The sequence below is a fragment of the Metabacillus indicus LMG 22858 genome, from assembly GCF_000708755.2.
GTDB lineage: Bacteria > Bacillota > Bacilli > Bacillales > Bacillaceae > Bacillus_P > Bacillus_P indicus.
Genome location: NZ_JGVU02000002.1, coordinates 179915 through 195292, shown reverse-complemented (window position 1 = coordinate 195292; position 15378 = coordinate 179915). Strand labels below are relative to the sequence as shown.

General features: G+C 43.5%; 21 protein-coding genes. 5 read left to right on the top strand and 16 right to left on the bottom strand.

Translation table 11 applies throughout. From position 1 onward, the window contains the following. Window position 1: 1 nt before the first annotated feature. Complete coding sequence (rsmD, locus tag AZ46_RS04195) at window positions 2-571, bottom strand: 16S rRNA (guanine(966)-N(2))-methyltransferase RsmD (RefSeq protein ID WP_029285058.1); 570 nt, start codon at window positions 569-571, stop codon at window positions 2-4. Window positions 572-952: 381 nt separating this feature from the next. On the opposite strand from rsmD, the gene AZ46_RS04190 reads away from it, so the two are divergent. After that, entirely contained in the window at window positions 953-1333 is a 381-nt protein-coding gene (locus tag AZ46_RS04190) for a DUF7147 family protein (RefSeq protein ID WP_029285059.1), read from the top strand. Between the two features lie 53 nt (window positions 1334-1386). Here AZ46_RS04190 and AZ46_RS04185 read toward each other — a convergent pair whose 3' ends face one another. Further along, on the bottom strand, window positions 1387-1659 hold the full coding sequence (locus AZ46_RS04185) for a YlbG family protein (protein ID WP_029285061.1): 273 nt from the start codon (window positions 1657-1659) through the stop codon (window positions 1387-1389). 95 nt (window positions 1660-1754) lie between these two features. On the opposite strand from AZ46_RS04185, the gene AZ46_RS22060 reads away from it, so the two are divergent. Further along, window positions 1755-2090 carry a hypothetical protein gene (locus AZ46_RS22060; RefSeq protein WP_035206503.1) on the top strand — a complete coding sequence of 112 codons (336 nt, stop codon included), beginning with the start codon at window positions 1755-1757 and terminating at the stop codon, window positions 2088-2090. A 9-nt stretch (window positions 2091-2099) separates the two neighbouring features. Here the strand turns inward: AZ46_RS22060 and AZ46_RS04175 are convergent, their stop codons facing one another. The 4 genes from AZ46_RS04175 to ylbD form a co-directional block, all read right to left on the bottom strand. Beyond that, the gene (locus AZ46_RS04175) at window positions 2100-2549 is read right to left on the bottom strand and encodes a YlbF/YmcA family competence regulator (RefSeq protein ID WP_029285065.1); all 450 of its coding nucleotides are present in this window, start codon (window positions 2547-2549) and stop codon (window positions 2100-2102) included. Between the two features lie 70 nt (window positions 2550-2619). Then, a complete protein-coding gene (locus tag AZ46_RS04170; RefSeq protein ID WP_051827080.1) occupies window positions 2620-3036 on the bottom strand; it encodes a hypothetical protein in 417 nt (138 codons plus the stop codon). 103 nt (window positions 3037-3139) lie between these two features. After that, a complete protein-coding gene (locus AZ46_RS04165; protein ID WP_029285068.1) occupies window positions 3140-3379 on the bottom strand; it encodes a YlbE-like family protein in 240 nt (79 codons plus the stop codon). Between the two features lie 15 nt (window positions 3380-3394). Next, on the bottom strand, window positions 3395-3790 hold the full coding sequence (gene ylbD, locus AZ46_RS04160) for a YlbD family protein (protein WP_029285070.1): 396 nt from the start codon (window positions 3788-3790) through the stop codon (window positions 3395-3397). A 171-nt stretch (window positions 3791-3961) separates the two neighbouring features. Here ylbD and AZ46_RS04155 point away from each other — a divergent pair, with 171 nt between their 5' ends. Beyond that, complete coding sequence (locus tag AZ46_RS04155) at window positions 3962-4444, top strand: PaaI family thioesterase (protein ID WP_029285072.1); 483 nt, start codon at window positions 3962-3964, stop codon at window positions 4442-4444. Window positions 4445-4636: 192 nt separating this feature from the next. On the opposite strand, the gene AZ46_RS04150 is transcribed toward AZ46_RS04155, so the two are convergent. Further along, window positions 4637-5674, bottom strand: coding sequence for a CAP domain-containing protein (locus tag AZ46_RS04150; RefSeq protein ID WP_029285074.1), 1038 nt, complete (start codon window positions 5672-5674; stop codon window positions 4637-4639). A gap of 204 nt (window positions 5675-5878) precedes the next feature. Then, window positions 5879-6307, bottom strand: a complete 429-nt coding sequence (locus AZ46_RS04145) for a CBS domain-containing protein (protein ID WP_029285075.1) — start codon at window positions 6305-6307, stop codon at window positions 5879-5881. A gap of 196 nt (window positions 6308-6503) precedes the next feature. On the opposite strand from AZ46_RS04145, the gene AZ46_RS04140 reads away from it, so the two are divergent. Both AZ46_RS04140 and ytvI read left to right on the top strand, forming a co-directional pair. After that, complete coding sequence (locus tag AZ46_RS04140) at window positions 6504-6860, top strand: YugN family protein (protein WP_029285077.1); 357 nt, start codon at window positions 6504-6506, stop codon at window positions 6858-6860. Between the two features lie 171 nt (window positions 6861-7031). Continuing rightward, window positions 7032-8090, top strand: coding sequence for a sporulation integral membrane protein YtvI (gene ytvI / locus AZ46_RS04135; protein ID WP_029285079.1), 1059 nt, complete (start codon window positions 7032-7034; stop codon window positions 8088-8090). Window positions 8091-8127: 37 nt separating this feature from the next. On the opposite strand, the gene AZ46_RS04130 is transcribed toward ytvI, so the two are convergent. From AZ46_RS04130 to coxB, 8 genes are all read right to left on the bottom strand, one after another. After that, window positions 8128-9003: a sterol carrier protein domain-containing protein gene (locus tag AZ46_RS04130; protein ID WP_161781195.1), complete on the bottom strand. Its 876-nt coding sequence runs from the start codon at window positions 9001-9003 to the stop codon at window positions 8128-8130. Window positions 9004-9181: 178 nt separating this feature from the next. Continuing rightward, entirely contained in the window at window positions 9182-9691 is a 510-nt protein-coding gene (locus tag AZ46_RS04125; protein WP_029565559.1) for a GNAT family N-acetyltransferase, read from the bottom strand. A 145-nt stretch (window positions 9692-9836) separates the two neighbouring features. Beyond that, window positions 9837-10298: a DUF420 domain-containing protein gene (locus AZ46_RS04120; protein WP_029285085.1), complete on the bottom strand. Its 462-nt coding sequence runs from the start codon at window positions 10296-10298 to the stop codon at window positions 9837-9839. A gap of 58 nt (window positions 10299-10356) precedes the next feature. Beyond that, complete coding sequence (gene ctaG, locus AZ46_RS04115) at window positions 10357-11247, bottom strand: cytochrome c oxidase assembly factor CtaG (protein ID WP_029285087.1); 891 nt, start codon at window positions 11245-11247, stop codon at window positions 10357-10359. 173 nt (window positions 11248-11420) lie between these two features. After that, window positions 11421-11750 carry a cytochrome c oxidase subunit IVB gene (ctaF, locus tag AZ46_RS04110; RefSeq protein WP_029285089.1) on the bottom strand — a complete coding sequence of 110 codons (330 nt, stop codon included), beginning with the start codon at window positions 11748-11750 and terminating at the stop codon, window positions 11421-11423. A 4-nt stretch (window positions 11751-11754) separates the two neighbouring features. Then, window positions 11755-12378, bottom strand: a complete 624-nt coding sequence (gene ctaE, locus AZ46_RS04105; RefSeq protein WP_029285090.1) for a cytochrome c oxidase subunit III — start codon at window positions 12376-12378, stop codon at window positions 11755-11757. Continuing rightward, on the bottom strand, window positions 12378-14249 hold the full coding sequence (gene ctaD / locus AZ46_RS04100; protein ID WP_029285092.1) for a cytochrome c oxidase subunit I: 1872 nt from the start codon (window positions 14247-14249) through the stop codon (window positions 12378-12380). Before ctaD ends, ctaE begins: the two co-directional genes overlap by 1 nt. A 34-nt stretch (window positions 14250-14283) precedes the next feature. Further along, window positions 14284-15363: a cytochrome c oxidase subunit II gene (gene coxB, locus AZ46_RS04095; protein ID WP_029285093.1), complete on the bottom strand. Its 1080-nt coding sequence runs from the start codon at window positions 15361-15363 to the stop codon at window positions 14284-14286. Window positions 15364-15378: the final 15 nt, after the last annotated feature.

Here is a 15378-nt window from a genome sequence, read left to right as displayed (position 1 = left end):
CTTACTCCCCCGTCCCTTTATCTGTGTGTGCAAAAATGGATACCCCGCTGATGCCGTATGTTTCTTTCCTCGTCATCACAAAAGCTCCGATTGTTTCCGGCAATTCAACATCATGATCATGCTCAGCCACAATGATGCCGCCTGTCTTCAAAAGTTTAAGCTCGTCTATTAATTCGATAAGCGCTTTCAATTTTTGTTTCTTATACGGCGGATCCAAAAACATGAGCTCACAGGACAGCTCTCTCTTTGCCATCGCTTTCAGTGCTCTCTCTGCATCATTCCGGTAAACCTCGGCCTGACCCTGAAAGCGGCAGGCTTCTAAATTTTTATGTATCGTTGCGATTGCTTTTGCTTCTCTGTCTACAAATATGCACGTATCCATTCCCCTGCTGAGCGCTTCGATCCCAAGACCTCCGCTTCCTCCAAACAGGTCAACAGCAAGACCTCCTTCAAAATAAGGCCCGATGATATTAAAAATGGATTCTTTCACTTTATCAGTTGTAGGGCGCGTTGACGTACCCGGTACAGCCTTAAGCGGGCGGCCCTTGCAGCTCCCAGAAACTACTCTCATCTTTTTCACCACTGTCATTTTATGTCTTTACTGCATGAAAACAGCCTGTTTTATCGTACCATAGAGAATGGGCAAATGCATTAAAAAAAACCCCGCAGGCATCCTGCGGGGTCCTTCTGAACCAAAAAAAGCACGCTTTTTTTGGGCAGAAGGCAAAGGGAGAGGAGAAACCGGAGGAAGAACTTATGGGGAAACGTAAGTCTTCTCCGCGGTTGGCAACAACATCTCGATCGATGTTGTTACTAACATTATCCACTAATCATCCGGACCCTATACATCTTCTAACATTTTTTCTGAAAGAAAATAAAATCATCACCTACCGTACTTTCCAAAAAAGTGATACATTATGTGAAGAACGAACAAACAGGGGGACAAATACGCATGATTCAGCGCTTTATCGAACTTGGAGCAGGATATTCCGACCTATATGAACTGATTGAAACATCTAAAGCTAATGCGCACCGTGTCTCAAGATTTTTAATCTTGGAGACAGATACAGATGGAAGAAGCATGTCTTCCTTTGCGGTAGTTATGCAGCCGACTGACCCGGGACAATTTCAAGCCATCTATCTATGCCTTGAAGGTATTCCGGCGGGTGAAACGAAGCGCCGCCAACTATTCCAGGAGCTCTCGGAGTCTCTTGAAAAACCGATGATTGCACTAAATGTGAAATCCTCTGGAGAGTTTGCTGAGAAAGAGTTATATTATCAGTATTTAACAGGCATTCTCAGAATGAACAGATATCTGCCTGCCTGGCAATAAACGCCGGACTTAACAGATCAAAAAAAGCGCAGCCGCGAGGACTGCGCTTTTTCTTACAAGCCAAGTTTATAGTCATATTCTTTCGCTTTATCAATCTTCGATTCAAACTCCAGTTTAAGAAAGGGCTTATATGACGGTTCAGCATGCTTGACGAATGAAAAGGAAGAAACCTTTTCGATTGTATGTTCAACCTGCTCCATGTCACAATATAAGACGACATACTTTAATTTTTTTGATACGTAGTGGATGTTGCCGAATTTGCGGAGCATTTTAATCTGCTTTAACGAATGCATCCATATAATAATGCCTTGACGTTTATCAAACATCGTTCATATTCTCCCTTTTTATATTCTCCACTTGAAGTGTAACAATTTTCTAATTTTTTTACAATACGCAGCTTTTTTGAAAGGAGCTGGCCAAGTTGGATCTTGAGCAGACGTTTCAGCTGTTCCTGCGGCTTATGAATGAGGACAAACGCCTTGCGTGCACGGTTAAAAAAACAGCAGGCATCCCGTTTCTTTATATTGCGCACAAAGGAAATGCATCAGCAAATGAGCTTGCCTTACTGATTGAGAAGTCGGCACGGACCGCCATGCGCGGCAAAAGGCTGACGGCTGAAACCGTTTTTGTCAGAGAGGATAAAAATCTTTATGTATTCCGCCACCGTTTTTATGTGCCCCAGGAAAAGATGTTTTGCTGCGGTAATTTATGCGATGACTGCATCCGTTTAAAAAACAGACATAAAAAACGAGGCTGAGCCTCGCTTTTATGATGCTTTACAGCCGCACGACCCGCCGGAGCCGCATCCGCCCCCGCAGCTTGACCCGGAATCAAAGAACGGATTGCCGGTCGGCACTTTGATATTCTGCGACACGGCTGTGCCAAGTTCGACGCTGATCTCATCAAGGAGATTCTGCAGCTCTTTCTCCGCTTTTTTAAACGCAGACACTGCATCATGGAGGTCGAGCTCCCGTTTAGCATCTCTCATCGCTTTTGTTATTTCTTTATATTGGGGATGGTATTTACCAAAACGCTGAACATCCTCATATAAATTCTTTATCTCAACAAAACGCGCAATCACTTTCTGTGCAGATTTGTCTTTTCTTAATGTATCTAAAGTGCGGCGGTAATCTTCCGCAATTTCTGATTGTACCACTAATGCGCCAAGAAGCTCAGCTTCATCGAGCAATTGAACACTTTCCATTGTAGCTAGCATAGAAACATCACCTCAAACTACATTCTACCATGTTTGCGCCTCAATGGTAAATGGAGCGGCTCGTCCTGCATCAGATTGTGACGTTCCACGTCTTTTTCAGATGATAGCGGGAAGAGTCGTTGTGGAGCACTTCTATAAAAATCGTATGGGTTCCTTTGTCCAGTCCTTTTATGATAAATGCAGCTGTATGAATTTCATCTGTTTTTTTTCCGTCAATATACAGATTCAGATAGCCTTCTCCGTTAACCTTTTCCCCGCGCTCATCCGAAAAGGAAAAATTCGGGATGTAGCATTCTATGTATACATTGCTTCCTTTAACATGATGAGTGACATTGAGCTGCCTCGGCTGAACGGCTGTTTCAACCGCCTCATCTCCAAGCATGCTGACTTCCATAGGGACCGTTTCCTCCCCCTCAGGCCGGGGCTTTTCATTCGAACATGCAGATAGAGCCGCAGCCAGAGCCAACAGCAAAATAAAATGTTTCACAGTAAACAACGCCTCCTTTTCACGGTAGTTTCACCAGAAAGAAGCCAAATATGTCCGGATAAAAGAAAATTGAAGAGAAAGTCTTTACCTGACCCCTCTTCTATTAATCCTGCTGCCTCATGGACTGTAGCATGCCGAGCATCATGGAAGCCATGTTGACGGAGTTTGAAAATTGGGCTACCTTGTGAGGAATGGTTTTTTGATAATAATTCATCATCGCAAGCTTCATTGATTCGGTGTCGCCCGGGTTTCTCGACAGCTTTCTGTACCACTGCGGCTGCTCGCGCATGAACTTTTTTAATTCGTTGTCTGCTGCAATCATGTCCTGAATTTCTTTTCTCATCTCACCCGCTCCTGCTTAATCTTTTCTGAAAGAAAATGGATTACTTTGCGTTTTTGACTGGCCTGAAGAAGCACCTTTTGTCAGCCCGAATGTTGAAAACAGATTTTGAATGGAAGAAATTGTGTTGTTCATGTTGTACAGATGCTGATTCATCTGATTTGCGTCCATGTTTTTAACAGCCGTCATCATTCTGGACATAAAATCGGATTTTTTATCCTCTGCACTTTCAGCCTCGGCCGCGTCTTCCCTGTATTTTTGCCAGGAAGCATCATTTTCTCCGAGCAGATACCAGTCTTCAAATAATTCCTGCCATTTTTTATCGCCTTTTCTTACCTCTGAAATCAATTTTGGATGTTTTTTTACAAATTCTTTAAATTGTGCAATAGATGGATGTTCTTTTTTCTCAGTCATTATGATCACCTCTGCTTACATTCGCCTGCTTTATTTTATTTTTGAACGGTCAATCGGTTCGCCCAATTTTTCAAAGGAAGTGTCATTTACATCCTTCACTGGAAAATCCTGATTGCGCTCAGTTTGCAGCAGCTGATAAGATAAAAGCAGCACAGAAAGGATGAGTGAGACATGGAAAAGGCAGAAATTGCGAAGCTTTTGGCTGAAATAAAGGAGGAAGATCTTCAAGCAGCCGAGCTGTTTCTTTTGGGACTGCAAAAGAAAGCGCAAAAAGAAAACGGTACATACATAGGAGCATTCCTTGCGCCAAGCGGGGAATACAGGGAAAATGAATTTATTTTAAAAATACCGAACACCCCTTTAATTCAAAATTCACTGGATATTGTGCACGGAGGCATCACTGCTACTCTGCTTGACTCTGCAATGGGCTCTCTCGTCCATCACGTCCTGCCAGGCCATCTTGCAGCTGTAACGTCTGAAATGAAGATCAACTATGTGGCTCCTGGCATAGGCTCAGAACTCACTTGCACCGCATCTCTTATCCATAAGGGCAGCAAAACGCTTGTGACAGAAGGCAGAGTCGTCCGGGATGACGGAAAATTAATGGCCCATTGTACAGCAAGCTTTTTTATCATCGACAGACCAGCTCAATAAGGCGGGGATCCAATGTTTCCATTTTTTAAAAAGACCTGTTATTTCTGTAAAAAGAAAGTGAAGTATTCAGAGGTTTATCTTGGGGAAAAACAGAAGAAAATCCATGTGTGCAGGCTTTGTAAAGCCTATGCCGAACGAAGAGCATACCGCAAAGCATAAGAAAAGACATCCAGCCCGGATGTCTTTCTGTCTTTATTCAAAAGGCCTGATGAAGTTCTGTGTATAGTAAAGCTCGTTAACACCGACACCAAGCTTTGTAAATTCAGGGTTCAGCAGGGCTTCTCTGTGGCCTTTGCTGTTAAGCCAGCCTTCAACAGCAGCAATGCCGTCAATGTACTGGGCAGCAATATTTTCACCCGCAAGCTGATAAGTGACTCCGCCTTCTTTCAGTCTGTCGCCAAGAGTTCCTTCAGTTGGTGACTCATGAGAGAAGTAATTGTTGACGAGCATATCATTGCTGTGCCCGAAAGCAACCTCTGAAGTCATTTGATCCCATTCTACAGGCGGTACGCCGTGCCTGTCGCGGATCACGTTTGTCAAATCCAGAATCTGCTTTTCTGCGCCTTCTTCAACCGCCTTCCACTGTTCATCTGTCAGTTCGGCGGGTTCAAGAAGTTCACCTCTGTAAACCACTTCGTATGGCCTCTGCTTTATGAGGGTCTCTTTATCCAGGGCCCTGATGCTCGACAGCTCTCCATCAAATTTATCCAGATAAAGCTGAACGAAAATATCGCCGATCTGCACAATAGGCCTCGTGTTCATGTCTTCCTCGGACATTTCAAATCGGTAGGAGCTCCCATTCAGATCAATGGAAATGCTTGAGGATATGGAATTTGTTTTAAAAACATCTCCGGCAGGCTGTCCGAGCTTATACGGATTCACGTTGACATCAGGTCCAATTGCATAAACGGTGACAACCTTATTGTCCTTTACTCCAACCTGCAGATATTGCCTGTCATTCTGATTATAAATCCACCATTCATAATCGTAGGAAGACGGATCAATTCTGACTGGTTCCCCCAGTGTATTCACGATATCATCTGATGATTTTCCAATGAAGGATAATACCCCTTCTTCCGGCACGTTCAGCTGCTCTTCAGACTGCCCGGCGAGCTGTTCGCTCTCATCCTGCTGTCTGATCGGCTGCTCATGATTTCCATACTGAATATATAAAAAATAAGAACCTGCAATAATCAGCAAAAGAAAAAACGTCTTAAATATACCGCCCAGCTTTCATCCCTCCAGGTCTTTCGTTTCTGCCATTATATGAAACAGCAAAATCTATATACTAGTAAACAGTATTTCACAAGATTGGCAGATAGTATATCCTTTTATAGGTCATTTAATCAAAAAACAGGTTTTTTTTCAAATTGTAAGGTTCAGGAGGGCTAAATCGTTTAAAAAGGAGCATGCAGCTGCATGCTCCTTTATTCTTCAGTGCAAATGGCTGCCGTGTTCGGAAATGTCTGAGAGCGCTGTTCCCGCTCTTTGGTCTGACAGATGATTTAGTGACAGGTCTCCCAGTGAAACCATCCCGAGCATTCGGCCATTTTCCACTACAGGAAGCCGTCTGATCTGATGCTCGGCCATGAGCCCTGCAGCTTCTTCCACTGTTGCATCCGGGCCGATAGTACAAAGGTGATCACTCATTACATTTGTCACCTTGTTAGACCCCGGATGTTTTTCAGCTATTCCACGGATAACCAAATCACGGTCTGTAATCATTCCAATCAGCTTATCGCCTTCGACTACAGGAATCGAGCCTACATCCCAGTCCCTCATCTTAACAGCAGCCTCATAAACATTATCAAGCGGCGTACATACTTGAATATCTTCAGACATAATATCTCTCACTTTTTGCATCTTTTATCCTCCCTGACAAACGATATGTGAACGAAAAAGTTCCGATACACCCAGTTTGTCCAAAAACAAGATAAAGATGTAAAATAAAAGGTAAAGATTGAAAGTTCGATGCATTCGTACTATGATTGAAGGGGAGTTCATTAAAGCGCTTTACTAATGAAAATGCCGCGACAAGGTTTTTAGGAGGGAATACATAATGAAAATGGAAAACACGGGACTTGACGGGCTTACGGTTGAACTGAACAGACTGGATGAAATCATGGATGATCTTGGAATTGTCCGTGCAGGGCAATGGGATTATGAGCGCGTTACATATGACCGCAAGTTTGAAAACAAAGGGGAAACGTTCTACCTGCGCATTCCAGGCTATGCCGCTGAAGGTGATATCGGATCGAGACATGCAGTGATAAAACTCATGACTCCCCTTCTTGGAAAGCACTATTATCCTCATGGTGTGGAATACGGAGAAGGCGAGGATTTTCCAAATGCTGTTTTAAACACAAGCAAAAATCTTCTGAAACAGCTGAAAGAAGAAATCGGACGCATCGTATAAGATCTGTTTCTGTCCAGTGCAGAAGCAGATGCAAAAAAGCAAAAGCTCTCGCAGCTTTTGTTTTTTATTTTCTTTTTTTAAAAACTTTTTTGAAGAATTGCCAAAATTCCGTTCCTTAATTCCGTACTTTCGTACTATAATTTAGAGAGAAAGATTGAAAGGAGCAAAAGATTGTCTACTATATTTACTAAGCGGCGCCTCCTCACTGCATTATTCATAGTCCTGATCGGGCTGATCATCTATTTTCTTCTGCCGATCTCAGTTCCTCTCATTATGGCTTTTCTGACTGCACTTTTGCTGGAGCCGCTTGTCAGGCTTTTGCAGAACCGTGCAAAACTTCAGCGGAAACTGAGTGTCCTTATCACCTTTTTGCTGTTTTTATGTCTCATTGCTGTAAGCGGCTATTTCATTACGACGAAGGTTGTCGGTGAAGCAATCATTACGATTGAAAATGCGCCTGAGTACATAAATGAAATTACGGTTGCCTGGAATGAAATTGAAGAAAGATTTACACACTCGGCAAAAGATCTTCCTCCCGAATTTGTAAATGAAATCAGCAATCAGGTAAAAGAATTTCTTGAGAAGACAAAAGCAGATCTTGCAAGCTCCGTTAACATCGAAAATGTGAAAACGATCATAACGAACATTCCCGATTATATGGTCAACATGCTCGTATTTTTAATCGCACTGTTTCTTTTCATGCTGGAGCTGCCCAATCTGAAGATGCGCATGTATGCACATATGAAGGAAAACACTGCGCAAAAAGTAAACTTTATGATTAACCGCATGTCCTATGTTATTTTCGGCTTTGTCAAAGCTCAGTTTCTTGTAAGCATCATTATTTTTATCGCTTCCTTTATCGGTCTGATGTTGATTATGCCCGAGGTCGCTCTTGTCATGGCCATCATCATTTGGGTGATTGATGTGATACCGATTATCGGCTCCATCATCATTATGGGTCCATGGACGCTGTATCACCTTATCTCCGGAGATACTATTCTTGCAGCAAAACTCGGCATCCTGACTGCGGTCCTTTTAATCATCAGAAGGACAGTTGAACCGAAAGTCATGGGAAGCCACATTGGTCTTTCCCCGCTTGCAACACTGATCTCCATGTATCTTGGACTGAAACTGTTCGGCGTCCTTGGATTTTTCATCGGCCCGATGATTTTAATTATCTACAACTCTGCAAGAGAAGCAGGGATTATCCGCTTTACATTTAAAATTTAAATTGCAAGAGCCGGACTGAAATTGTCCGGCTCTTATTTTATAAAAAACAATACGGTTTTTCTCCCGGCAATGCCTTTTCAAGAAGTCTCACATCGTGCGTAGAGCCGTTTATATACCCGGCCCCATAAAGCATGCCCGGATTCAGGCTTTTAAAAAGGAGCGCAGCGAGAATACTGCTCTCAACAGACACCACACTTCTGCAGCCGGCTGATTGAACAGCTCTTCCCTTCCCGTCCTCGATGCAATATATGCCGCTGTTTGCAGGCAAGGATGAATCCGTTACTTGCAAGTACAGGGGACTCTCTGCGTTGTTAAAAGGAAACACAGCCATAAAATCAGGCAAATTAATGATTTTTCCAATAAAGACTGGAAGCTGACGGCTTGATAAAAATGGATTTTTCAACTGATATGGAAATGAATCACTCTCTTGCAGTGTCAAGATTAATTCATTCGCTGGAAGCGTCCTGATTTTGTTCCAAAGGGCCGGTTTGGCTTTCGGGCTGATTGCGGCCCATTCTTTTATATGAAGCTTTTGATCGGCCATGAAACATTTCATATAGCCAATGGCTTCACCTTTGTCGTTATTCGCTGCAAAAAGGGAGTATTGAGCCGCACTCTTGAGTTCCGTGAGGTCGTCAGAAGAAGAAATCAGGCAGGTTCGATGCCCCGATAATTTCTTCACGATCTGTTTTGACAAGTATTTACCGCTGATTCCATTGGCTTCAAATACTTCACAGGAACTGTTAAATGACCGTAAATAAAGGCATTCGGGAGCCATTCTCCATTCCCTTGCCCTTATTAACGTTTCAACTCCATACTTCCTTTTGAATGAGAGAGGCATGTGATCAAAAAAAACCAAGTGACATCCCTGACTTCTCCATTCTTCAAGGAGACCGCTCATTTGCCTGTCCAACTTGCTGGACCTCCAATTAATGAAAGGGGATGCACTTACTTGAACGGCTTTAAGCTTATGACCCGAATAAGTCAGCTCTCTAAGGCGGACAAATAAATCCTCCCCGGGTGCAGCTTGAAAAAATGGCAGATCTGCTTCCATTCTTTTTTTGGCTTCGCCTATGCTGCACACCCCTCTTCTACGCTTTCTTTTTCAACTCCCAGGATAAGAAAACATCTTCTTTTTTCGTGCAGATCATACCGAGCTTTTCAAACAGTTTGATGGATTTGCTGTTCTCATCCAGACACTCCATCTGAATACTGGCTACTTTTCGTTCACTTGTCAGCCATTCCATGACAGCATCAATCGCTTCATAGGTCAGACTTTCTTCATCAGCCGCTTCATGAATGTTGTAGCTCAGCTCGACTGTCCCGCTGTCATCAGGTATTCCCTGAAGAAACAAATCTCCGATAATTCTTTTTTCATTGTATAAAATGATCAGCCAAAGACCCAATCCGTGCTCCTGATCGTTTTTCTCGAGCTTTTCAATAAACAGCGGGAGCATCCCTCTTACAGCAGAAGAAGGCCAGGCACAGGGTATTCCAATCGGGGACCGGGTTTCCAGTTCCTTTCTGTGAAAAATCAGCGACTTTGCAATATCCAGTGAACAAGGAATAATTAAAAGCCGGTCTGTTATAATTTCGATCATCTTCCCGACACTCCCTTTCAAGAACTCCCTCATACTTTCATTTTATGGCCATAATGAGCGTCCTATACTTCCTGCAGAGCGTTTTTTCAAGATTAGAGCATAAAAAAAGAAGCAATAGAAATCTTTCATTCTATTGCTTCAACAATTAAAATCCCAATATCGCTTTAAACACAGATGTCGTTTCTCCGCCTTTGTATTGAATATAAAGGAGAAAATAAACAGCAACTCCTGTGATTGCAGTAAAAAACCAGATGATGCTTGTTCCGGGTCCAAGCTTTCTGTGCCTTGCGAGCCTGTTTTTAAAACCTGAGACCAGCATGATGATTCCAAGCACTGCCCCTACAGTTGCAAGAGTGATATGGAAAATCAAAAATACAGTATAGTAGATTTTAATCGAATCCGGTCCGCCAAAAGCAGTGTTCCCGACAAAGATCGTCCGCGATGCATAGACAATAAAAAAGATTACTGCAAATACAGCGGCCGTCATCATCGCCTTCTGATGCGCCTCTATTCTCCGCTGTTTGATAAGATACCATCCAACGGCAACGGCTGCAGCGCTGAGAACGATAAAGGCTGTACTGATTGTAGGTAAAAGAGGTACGTTCATATTGGCAGCTCCTAATATAGTAATCATAGATTGATAAGCAGAAAAACCGGAGCGTATCTTATTTTACCGGCTGTGGAGCAAGACGGCTGCGTTCTTCAAGTTCGTCTTTCTCTCTTTCTTTACGGGCCCATTTAAAGAAAATAATTCCGAGCAGTCCTCCATAGACAAATTCCTGAATAATCTTCATCATGATGCCGCCAAGCTGCTGGTCTTCGACTAAAGGAAGGGTGTTAAACATTTCCGGGCCGGTCAGATCAAGACCTGCCAGCATGCTTGCAGGAACGCACAGCTCAAGAGCGCTGGCCCAGGCGCTTGGATTCGAGTAGGTGGAATACAAAGATGTCTCTGCAAAGATAATCAGCGCACAGGCCGGTGTAAGCAGCATTCCATTTGCAAATATGTAGCCGATCTTCTTAATTCCGCCAAGCTCTCTCCATTCGGGAAGCTCATTTAATAGAGGCCACCACATAAGCATTGCGGCAATAAAAATAAAGATGGTAACAGCCGCATGAAGAATATGGTCTGTTTTCACCGCATCAAAAACAAGAGGAATATGATAGAGCGAAAATACGCCATTAAATACAAAAAGGGCAATCAGCGGACGGGACAGGAAGGAAACCGTCTGTTTAATTCCCGGTCTGTAAATGATGGCTCTCCACATCCATACGGGCACACCGTAAATCATAAGCGGCGGAACGAGCAAATATAAGAGGGCCATTTGTGTCATATGTGCACTGAACATTAAATGCCCCATTAAATCCAGAGGACTGCCTTTTACCGCATAAAGAAGCAGAATGGACGACGTGAACAGAGCTTTCTGTTTGATCGTGACAGGAGCGCTTTCTTTAAATCTGCTTCTCAGAGGCCCTGCTGCAAGGAAATAGAGCACAAGAATGCCTGCTGTAAACAGAAAAAAAATCGGGCTCCACATTGCTCTAAAGCCAAACATTTCTAAATTTAACAATGAGTTCAACTCCTATTTCTGCTAATACTCCTTGTCTTATTATACACCTTAGATGAAGCGCTATCAATGAACGTTCTATGACAAAGACAGGCGTCCCGCAGGATTGACTGAAAGAAAACATAAAAAGAATCCGGCTGAAAAATCAGCCGGATCAGAACTTACCACCAAATGATTGTTACAAAAGCAAGGACTGTCAAAAAGGCAACGCCGATTCCTGAATAAAGGAAAAGCGCAGGCACCTCATGTCCTTTGTGGCTCATGTGCATAAAGTAGTAAAGCTGGAAAATAACCTGTACGACAGCAAGAAGAAGAATAAATGGAATCTTAAACCATTCTGCTATGCCGTCATATCCGATTGCAACAAATGCAACGACAGTCAGGAAGATCATCAGTGCAAAGGTTACAACCTGATACTTCATATCTTCTTTGTTTTTCTTGCGGCGATAAGCAAGATCTACTTTTGGGTTTCCTGAGTTTTGATTTGCCATCAGTTTATCCCACCATTCCCATTAAGTATACAACTGTGAAGATGAATACCCATACAACGTCAATGAAATGCCAGTAAAGACTTGCAACGTAGTATTTAGGTGCGTTGTATAAGTTCAGTCCTCTTTTTGCATTGCGGACCATCAATGTTGTAATCCAAAGGAGACCGAATGCCACGTGGGCACCATGTGTTCCGACAAGCGTGTAAAAGGCAGACCCGAGTGCACTGCTTGTAATCGTGAATTTGTATTCATGAATATAATGATTAAATTCATAAATCTCAAGTGCTAGGAAGGCAGCTCCTAATAGAACCGTGATTCCCATCCAAAGCTGCATTTTCTTAAATTGAAAGTTCTTCATGTGATACATTGCATATACACTAGTGAGTGAACTTGTCAAAAGAAGCATCGTTGCAGCAAATACGAGCGGAAGCTCAAACATTTCCTGGGTAGTTGCCCCTCCGTTGTCAGAATCCCTGAGAGCCAGGAACGTCGCAAACAACGATGCGAACAGGACTGTCTCTCCGCCAAGGAAGAGCCAGAAGCCCAAAAATTTATTTTTGCCTTCAAGGGTCGCCTTTTCAGGTGAGGCAGGGAACGTTTCAGCTGTCAATTTTTCCTCAACATGCATTATGCCTTTACCCCCTTATCGTTATCATCATTCATCAAATCTTCTTTGTGGATGTGATAACCGTGATCATCAATGATGGAACGCAGGAACATACAGCCTAGAGTAATGCCAAATCCGATGATAACAACCGGGATGCCCCATGCGTGTTCTGAATGATAAAGCAGTCCGAATGCAGCAACGAACAGTCCGAAAGACATGATCAAAGGAAGAATCGATCCATTAGGCATGTGAATATCGCCAAGCGGTTCTGCTGGAGTCATTCCTTTATTGCCTTCCATTCTTTCTACCCAAAGTGCATCAAGTCCGCGTACAAGCGGAGTTTGTTTAAAGTTGTATTCAGGTGCCGGTGATGAAACGGCCCACTCAAGGTTGCGCCCGTCTCCCCATGCATCTCCTGCAGCTTTTTCACCTTTAATCGATGAAATAATGATGTTCCAGAGCAATACGATTGTTCCGGCTGCCATCAGGAATGCACCGACTGTACTGATTAAGTTACCCATTTCAAGTCCCTGGCCAGGCAGGAATGTGAAAATACGGCGCGGCATCCCCATCAGTCCAAGGAAATGCTGAATAAAGAAAGTTAAATGGAATCCTGTAAAGAACAGGACAAATGTAACGACGCCAAGCTTTTCGCCGAGCATTTTTCCAAACATTTTCGGCCACCAGTAGTGAAGGCCTGCAAATAATCCCATGACAACTCCGCCTACAATAACGTAGTGGAAGTGGGCTACAACGAAATACGTGTCATGATACTGATAATCTGTTGGAGCAGCGGCAAGCATGATTCCTGTTACTCCGCCCATTACAAATGTCGGAATGAAAGCTACAGACCAGATCATCGGAACCGTAAAGCGGATGCTTCCGCCCCACATAGTAAACATCCAGTTAAAGATCTTAATGCCCGTAGGAACAGCAATTGCCATTGTGGCAACGGCGAAAATGGCATTTGCAATCGGTCCAAGACCAGTTGTAAACATATGATGCGCCCATACCATGAATCCTAAAAAGCCGATAAGCACAGTTGCGAATACCATGGAAGAGTATCCGAAAAGACGCTTTTTAGAAAAATGAGGAAGGACATCAGAGAAAATTCCGAATGCAGGAAGAATCAGGATGTAAACCTCAGGATGTCCGAAGATCCAGAATAAATGCTCCCAGATAATCGTATTTCCGCCAAGCTCAGGAACGAAAAACCCAGTTCCGAATACACGGTCAAACATCATAATTGCAAGACCCACAGTAAGCGGCGGGAAAGCAAATAAGATAAGTGCAGATGCAACAAATGTTGTCCAGGTAAAGAGCGGCATGCGCATATAAGTCATACCAGGCGCACGCATGTTAATGATTGTTGCCAGGAAGTTAATCCCTGCAATAAGAGTTCCGAAACCTGATATCTGAAGACCCAGAAGATAAAAATCAATTCCGTGTCCCGGTGAATTGAGGGCAAGCGACGCATAGTTCGTCCAGCCTGCATCAGGTGCTCCCCCTAAAAACCAACCCATGTTCAGGAACAATCCTCCAAAGAAGAAAAGCCAGAACCCAAGTGAGTTCAAGAAAGGAAATGCAACGTCGCGCGCTCCGATCTGAATCGGTACAACCGCGTTCATAAATCCAAAAATCAGCGGCATCGCTGCCAGGAATATCATGGTCGTGCCATGCATAGTCAATACTTCATTATATAGTCCGGCTGAGATGAAATCATTATCCGGTACAGCGAGCTGAATACGGATCAGCATCGCTTCCAGACCTCCCACGAGGAAGAAGAAGCCGCCGGAAACCAGGTAAAGGATGGCGATTTTCTTATGGTCTACCGTTGTCAGGTAGTCCCAGAGAACTGCGCCGAACCCTTTTTTCTGAGTTAACGTACTCACAGTGTTACCTCCCTTTTATTCTGCTAAGACAATCTTATTTGGCTTCTACCTTCAAGCCGCTTAAGTATTCTGTAAGAGCATCAAGTTCCTGATCATTCAGTTCCGGATATGTTTTTGTCATTTTATTGCCCGGTTTGTACTGTTCAGGATCTTTCAGCCAGTTTCTGATGTTCTCTTCATTATGAGGAAGAATTCCTGCAACTCGTGAACGCTCGCCGAAGCTTGCAAGGTTTGGAGCAGTTCTTGCCTGTTCAGGACGCTCATCCACCGGAGTGACAGCATGACAGCCGATACAGCTTTTTTCCTGGAACAGCTTCTCTCCCTCTTTAGCAAGGTCAGAAGATGCAACAGCTTTGGCATTTTTCATTTCTTCAGCCCACTGAACAAACTCTTCCTTGGATTTTGTTTCAACTTTAAAATCCATCAAAGCGTGTGAAGGTCCGCAAAGCTCAGCACATTTACCGTAGAAATATTCTCCGGCCTGCTCAGCACGGTTACCGTCAAAATTAAGCCAGAATTTATTCACATTCTCCGTGTTTGTATCCATTTTTCCGCCTGCAGAAGGCACCCAGAATGAATGCTTAACATCGGAAGCAATCAGATTAAAGTAAACCCTTTCATCTGTCGGCACAACTAAATCCTGGCTCGTGATGATCCCGTAGTCAGGATACTCGAATTCCCACCAGTAAAGGTTTGCTCTGACGTTTACAACGACTGCATCTTCAGGCTTGCGGTCTTTTTTGTCCATCGCCTTAACGTCTGCAAGCTCAAATGTTGCAGAAACTACAGGAACCGCCAGCACAAGCAATAAAAGAATAGGAATAACAGTCCAAATGATTTCCAGTTTATGACTTCCCTCTACTTGCTCAGGAATTTTATTTTCCTCACCTTTGCGCTGTCTGAACTTCACAACCACATAAATGAAGATCACAGTTACGACTGCGATTACAATGACCATGATGAGTGTACTCAAAATCATAAGCGAGTACTGCATATCCGCTACTTCACCAGCTGGTTGAAGAGCGGAAAGATATGGTTCACCACAGCCGGCTAGGACAAGTGTCAGCATTGCAAATACGGCAACGAGACGAAATTTTGTCAGCCTCTTTTCCATAGCTAAATCAAACCC

What these genes read in the sequence shown, in the direction of transcription:
- rsmD (WP_029285058.1), bottom strand. Translation starts at nt 571, where the DNA reads ATGAGAGTAGTTTCTGGGAGCTGCAAGGGCCGCCCGCTTAAGGCTGTA.
- AZ46_RS04190 (WP_029285059.1), top strand. Translation starts at nt 953, where the DNA reads ATGATTCAGCGCTTTATCGAACTTGGAGCAGGATATTCCGACCTATAT.
- AZ46_RS04185 (WP_029285061.1), bottom strand. Translation starts at nt 1,659, where the DNA reads ATGTTTGATAAACGTCAAGGCATTATTATATGGATGCATTCGTTAAAG.
- AZ46_RS04175 (WP_029285065.1), bottom strand. Translation starts at nt 2,549, where the DNA reads ATGCTAGCTACAATGGAAAGTGTTCAATTGCTCGATGAAGCTGAGCTT.
- AZ46_RS04165 (WP_029285068.1), bottom strand. Translation starts at nt 3,379, where the DNA reads ATGAGAAAAGAAATTCAGGACATGATTGCAGCAGACAACGAATTAAAA.
- ylbD (WP_029285070.1), bottom strand. Translation starts at nt 3,790, where the DNA reads ATGACTGAGAAAAAAGAACATCCATCTATTGCACAATTTAAAGAATTT.
- AZ46_RS04155 (WP_029285072.1), top strand. Translation starts at nt 3,962, where the DNA reads ATGGAAAAGGCAGAAATTGCGAAGCTTTTGGCTGAAATAAAGGAGGAA.
- AZ46_RS04145 (WP_029285075.1), bottom strand. Translation starts at nt 6,307, where the DNA reads ATGCAAAAAGTGAGAGATATTATGTCTGAAGATATTCAAGTATGTACG.
- AZ46_RS04140 (WP_029285077.1), top strand. Translation starts at nt 6,504, where the DNA reads ATGAAAATGGAAAACACGGGACTTGACGGGCTTACGGTTGAACTGAAC.
- AZ46_RS04125 (WP_029565559.1), bottom strand. Translation starts at nt 9,691, where the DNA reads ATGATCGAAATTATAACAGACCGGCTTTTAATTATTCCTTGTTCACTG.
- AZ46_RS04120 (WP_029285085.1), bottom strand. Translation starts at nt 10,298, where the DNA reads ATGAACGTACCTCTTTTACCTACAATCAGTACAGCCTTTATCGTTCTC.
- ctaG (WP_029285087.1), bottom strand. Translation starts at nt 11,247, where the DNA reads ATGTTTGGCTTTAGAGCAATGTGGAGCCCGATTTTTTTTCTGTTTACA.
- ctaF (WP_029285089.1), bottom strand. Translation starts at nt 11,750, where the DNA reads ATGGCAAATCAAAACTCAGGAAACCCAAAAGTAGATCTTGCTTATCGC.
- ctaE (WP_029285090.1), bottom strand. Translation starts at nt 12,378, where the DNA reads ATGCATGTTGAGGAAAAATTGACAGCTGAAACGTTCCCTGCCTCACCT.
- coxB (WP_029285093.1), bottom strand. Translation starts at nt 15,363, where the DNA reads ATGGAAAAGAGGCTGACAAAATTTCGTCTCGTTGCCGTATTTGCAATG.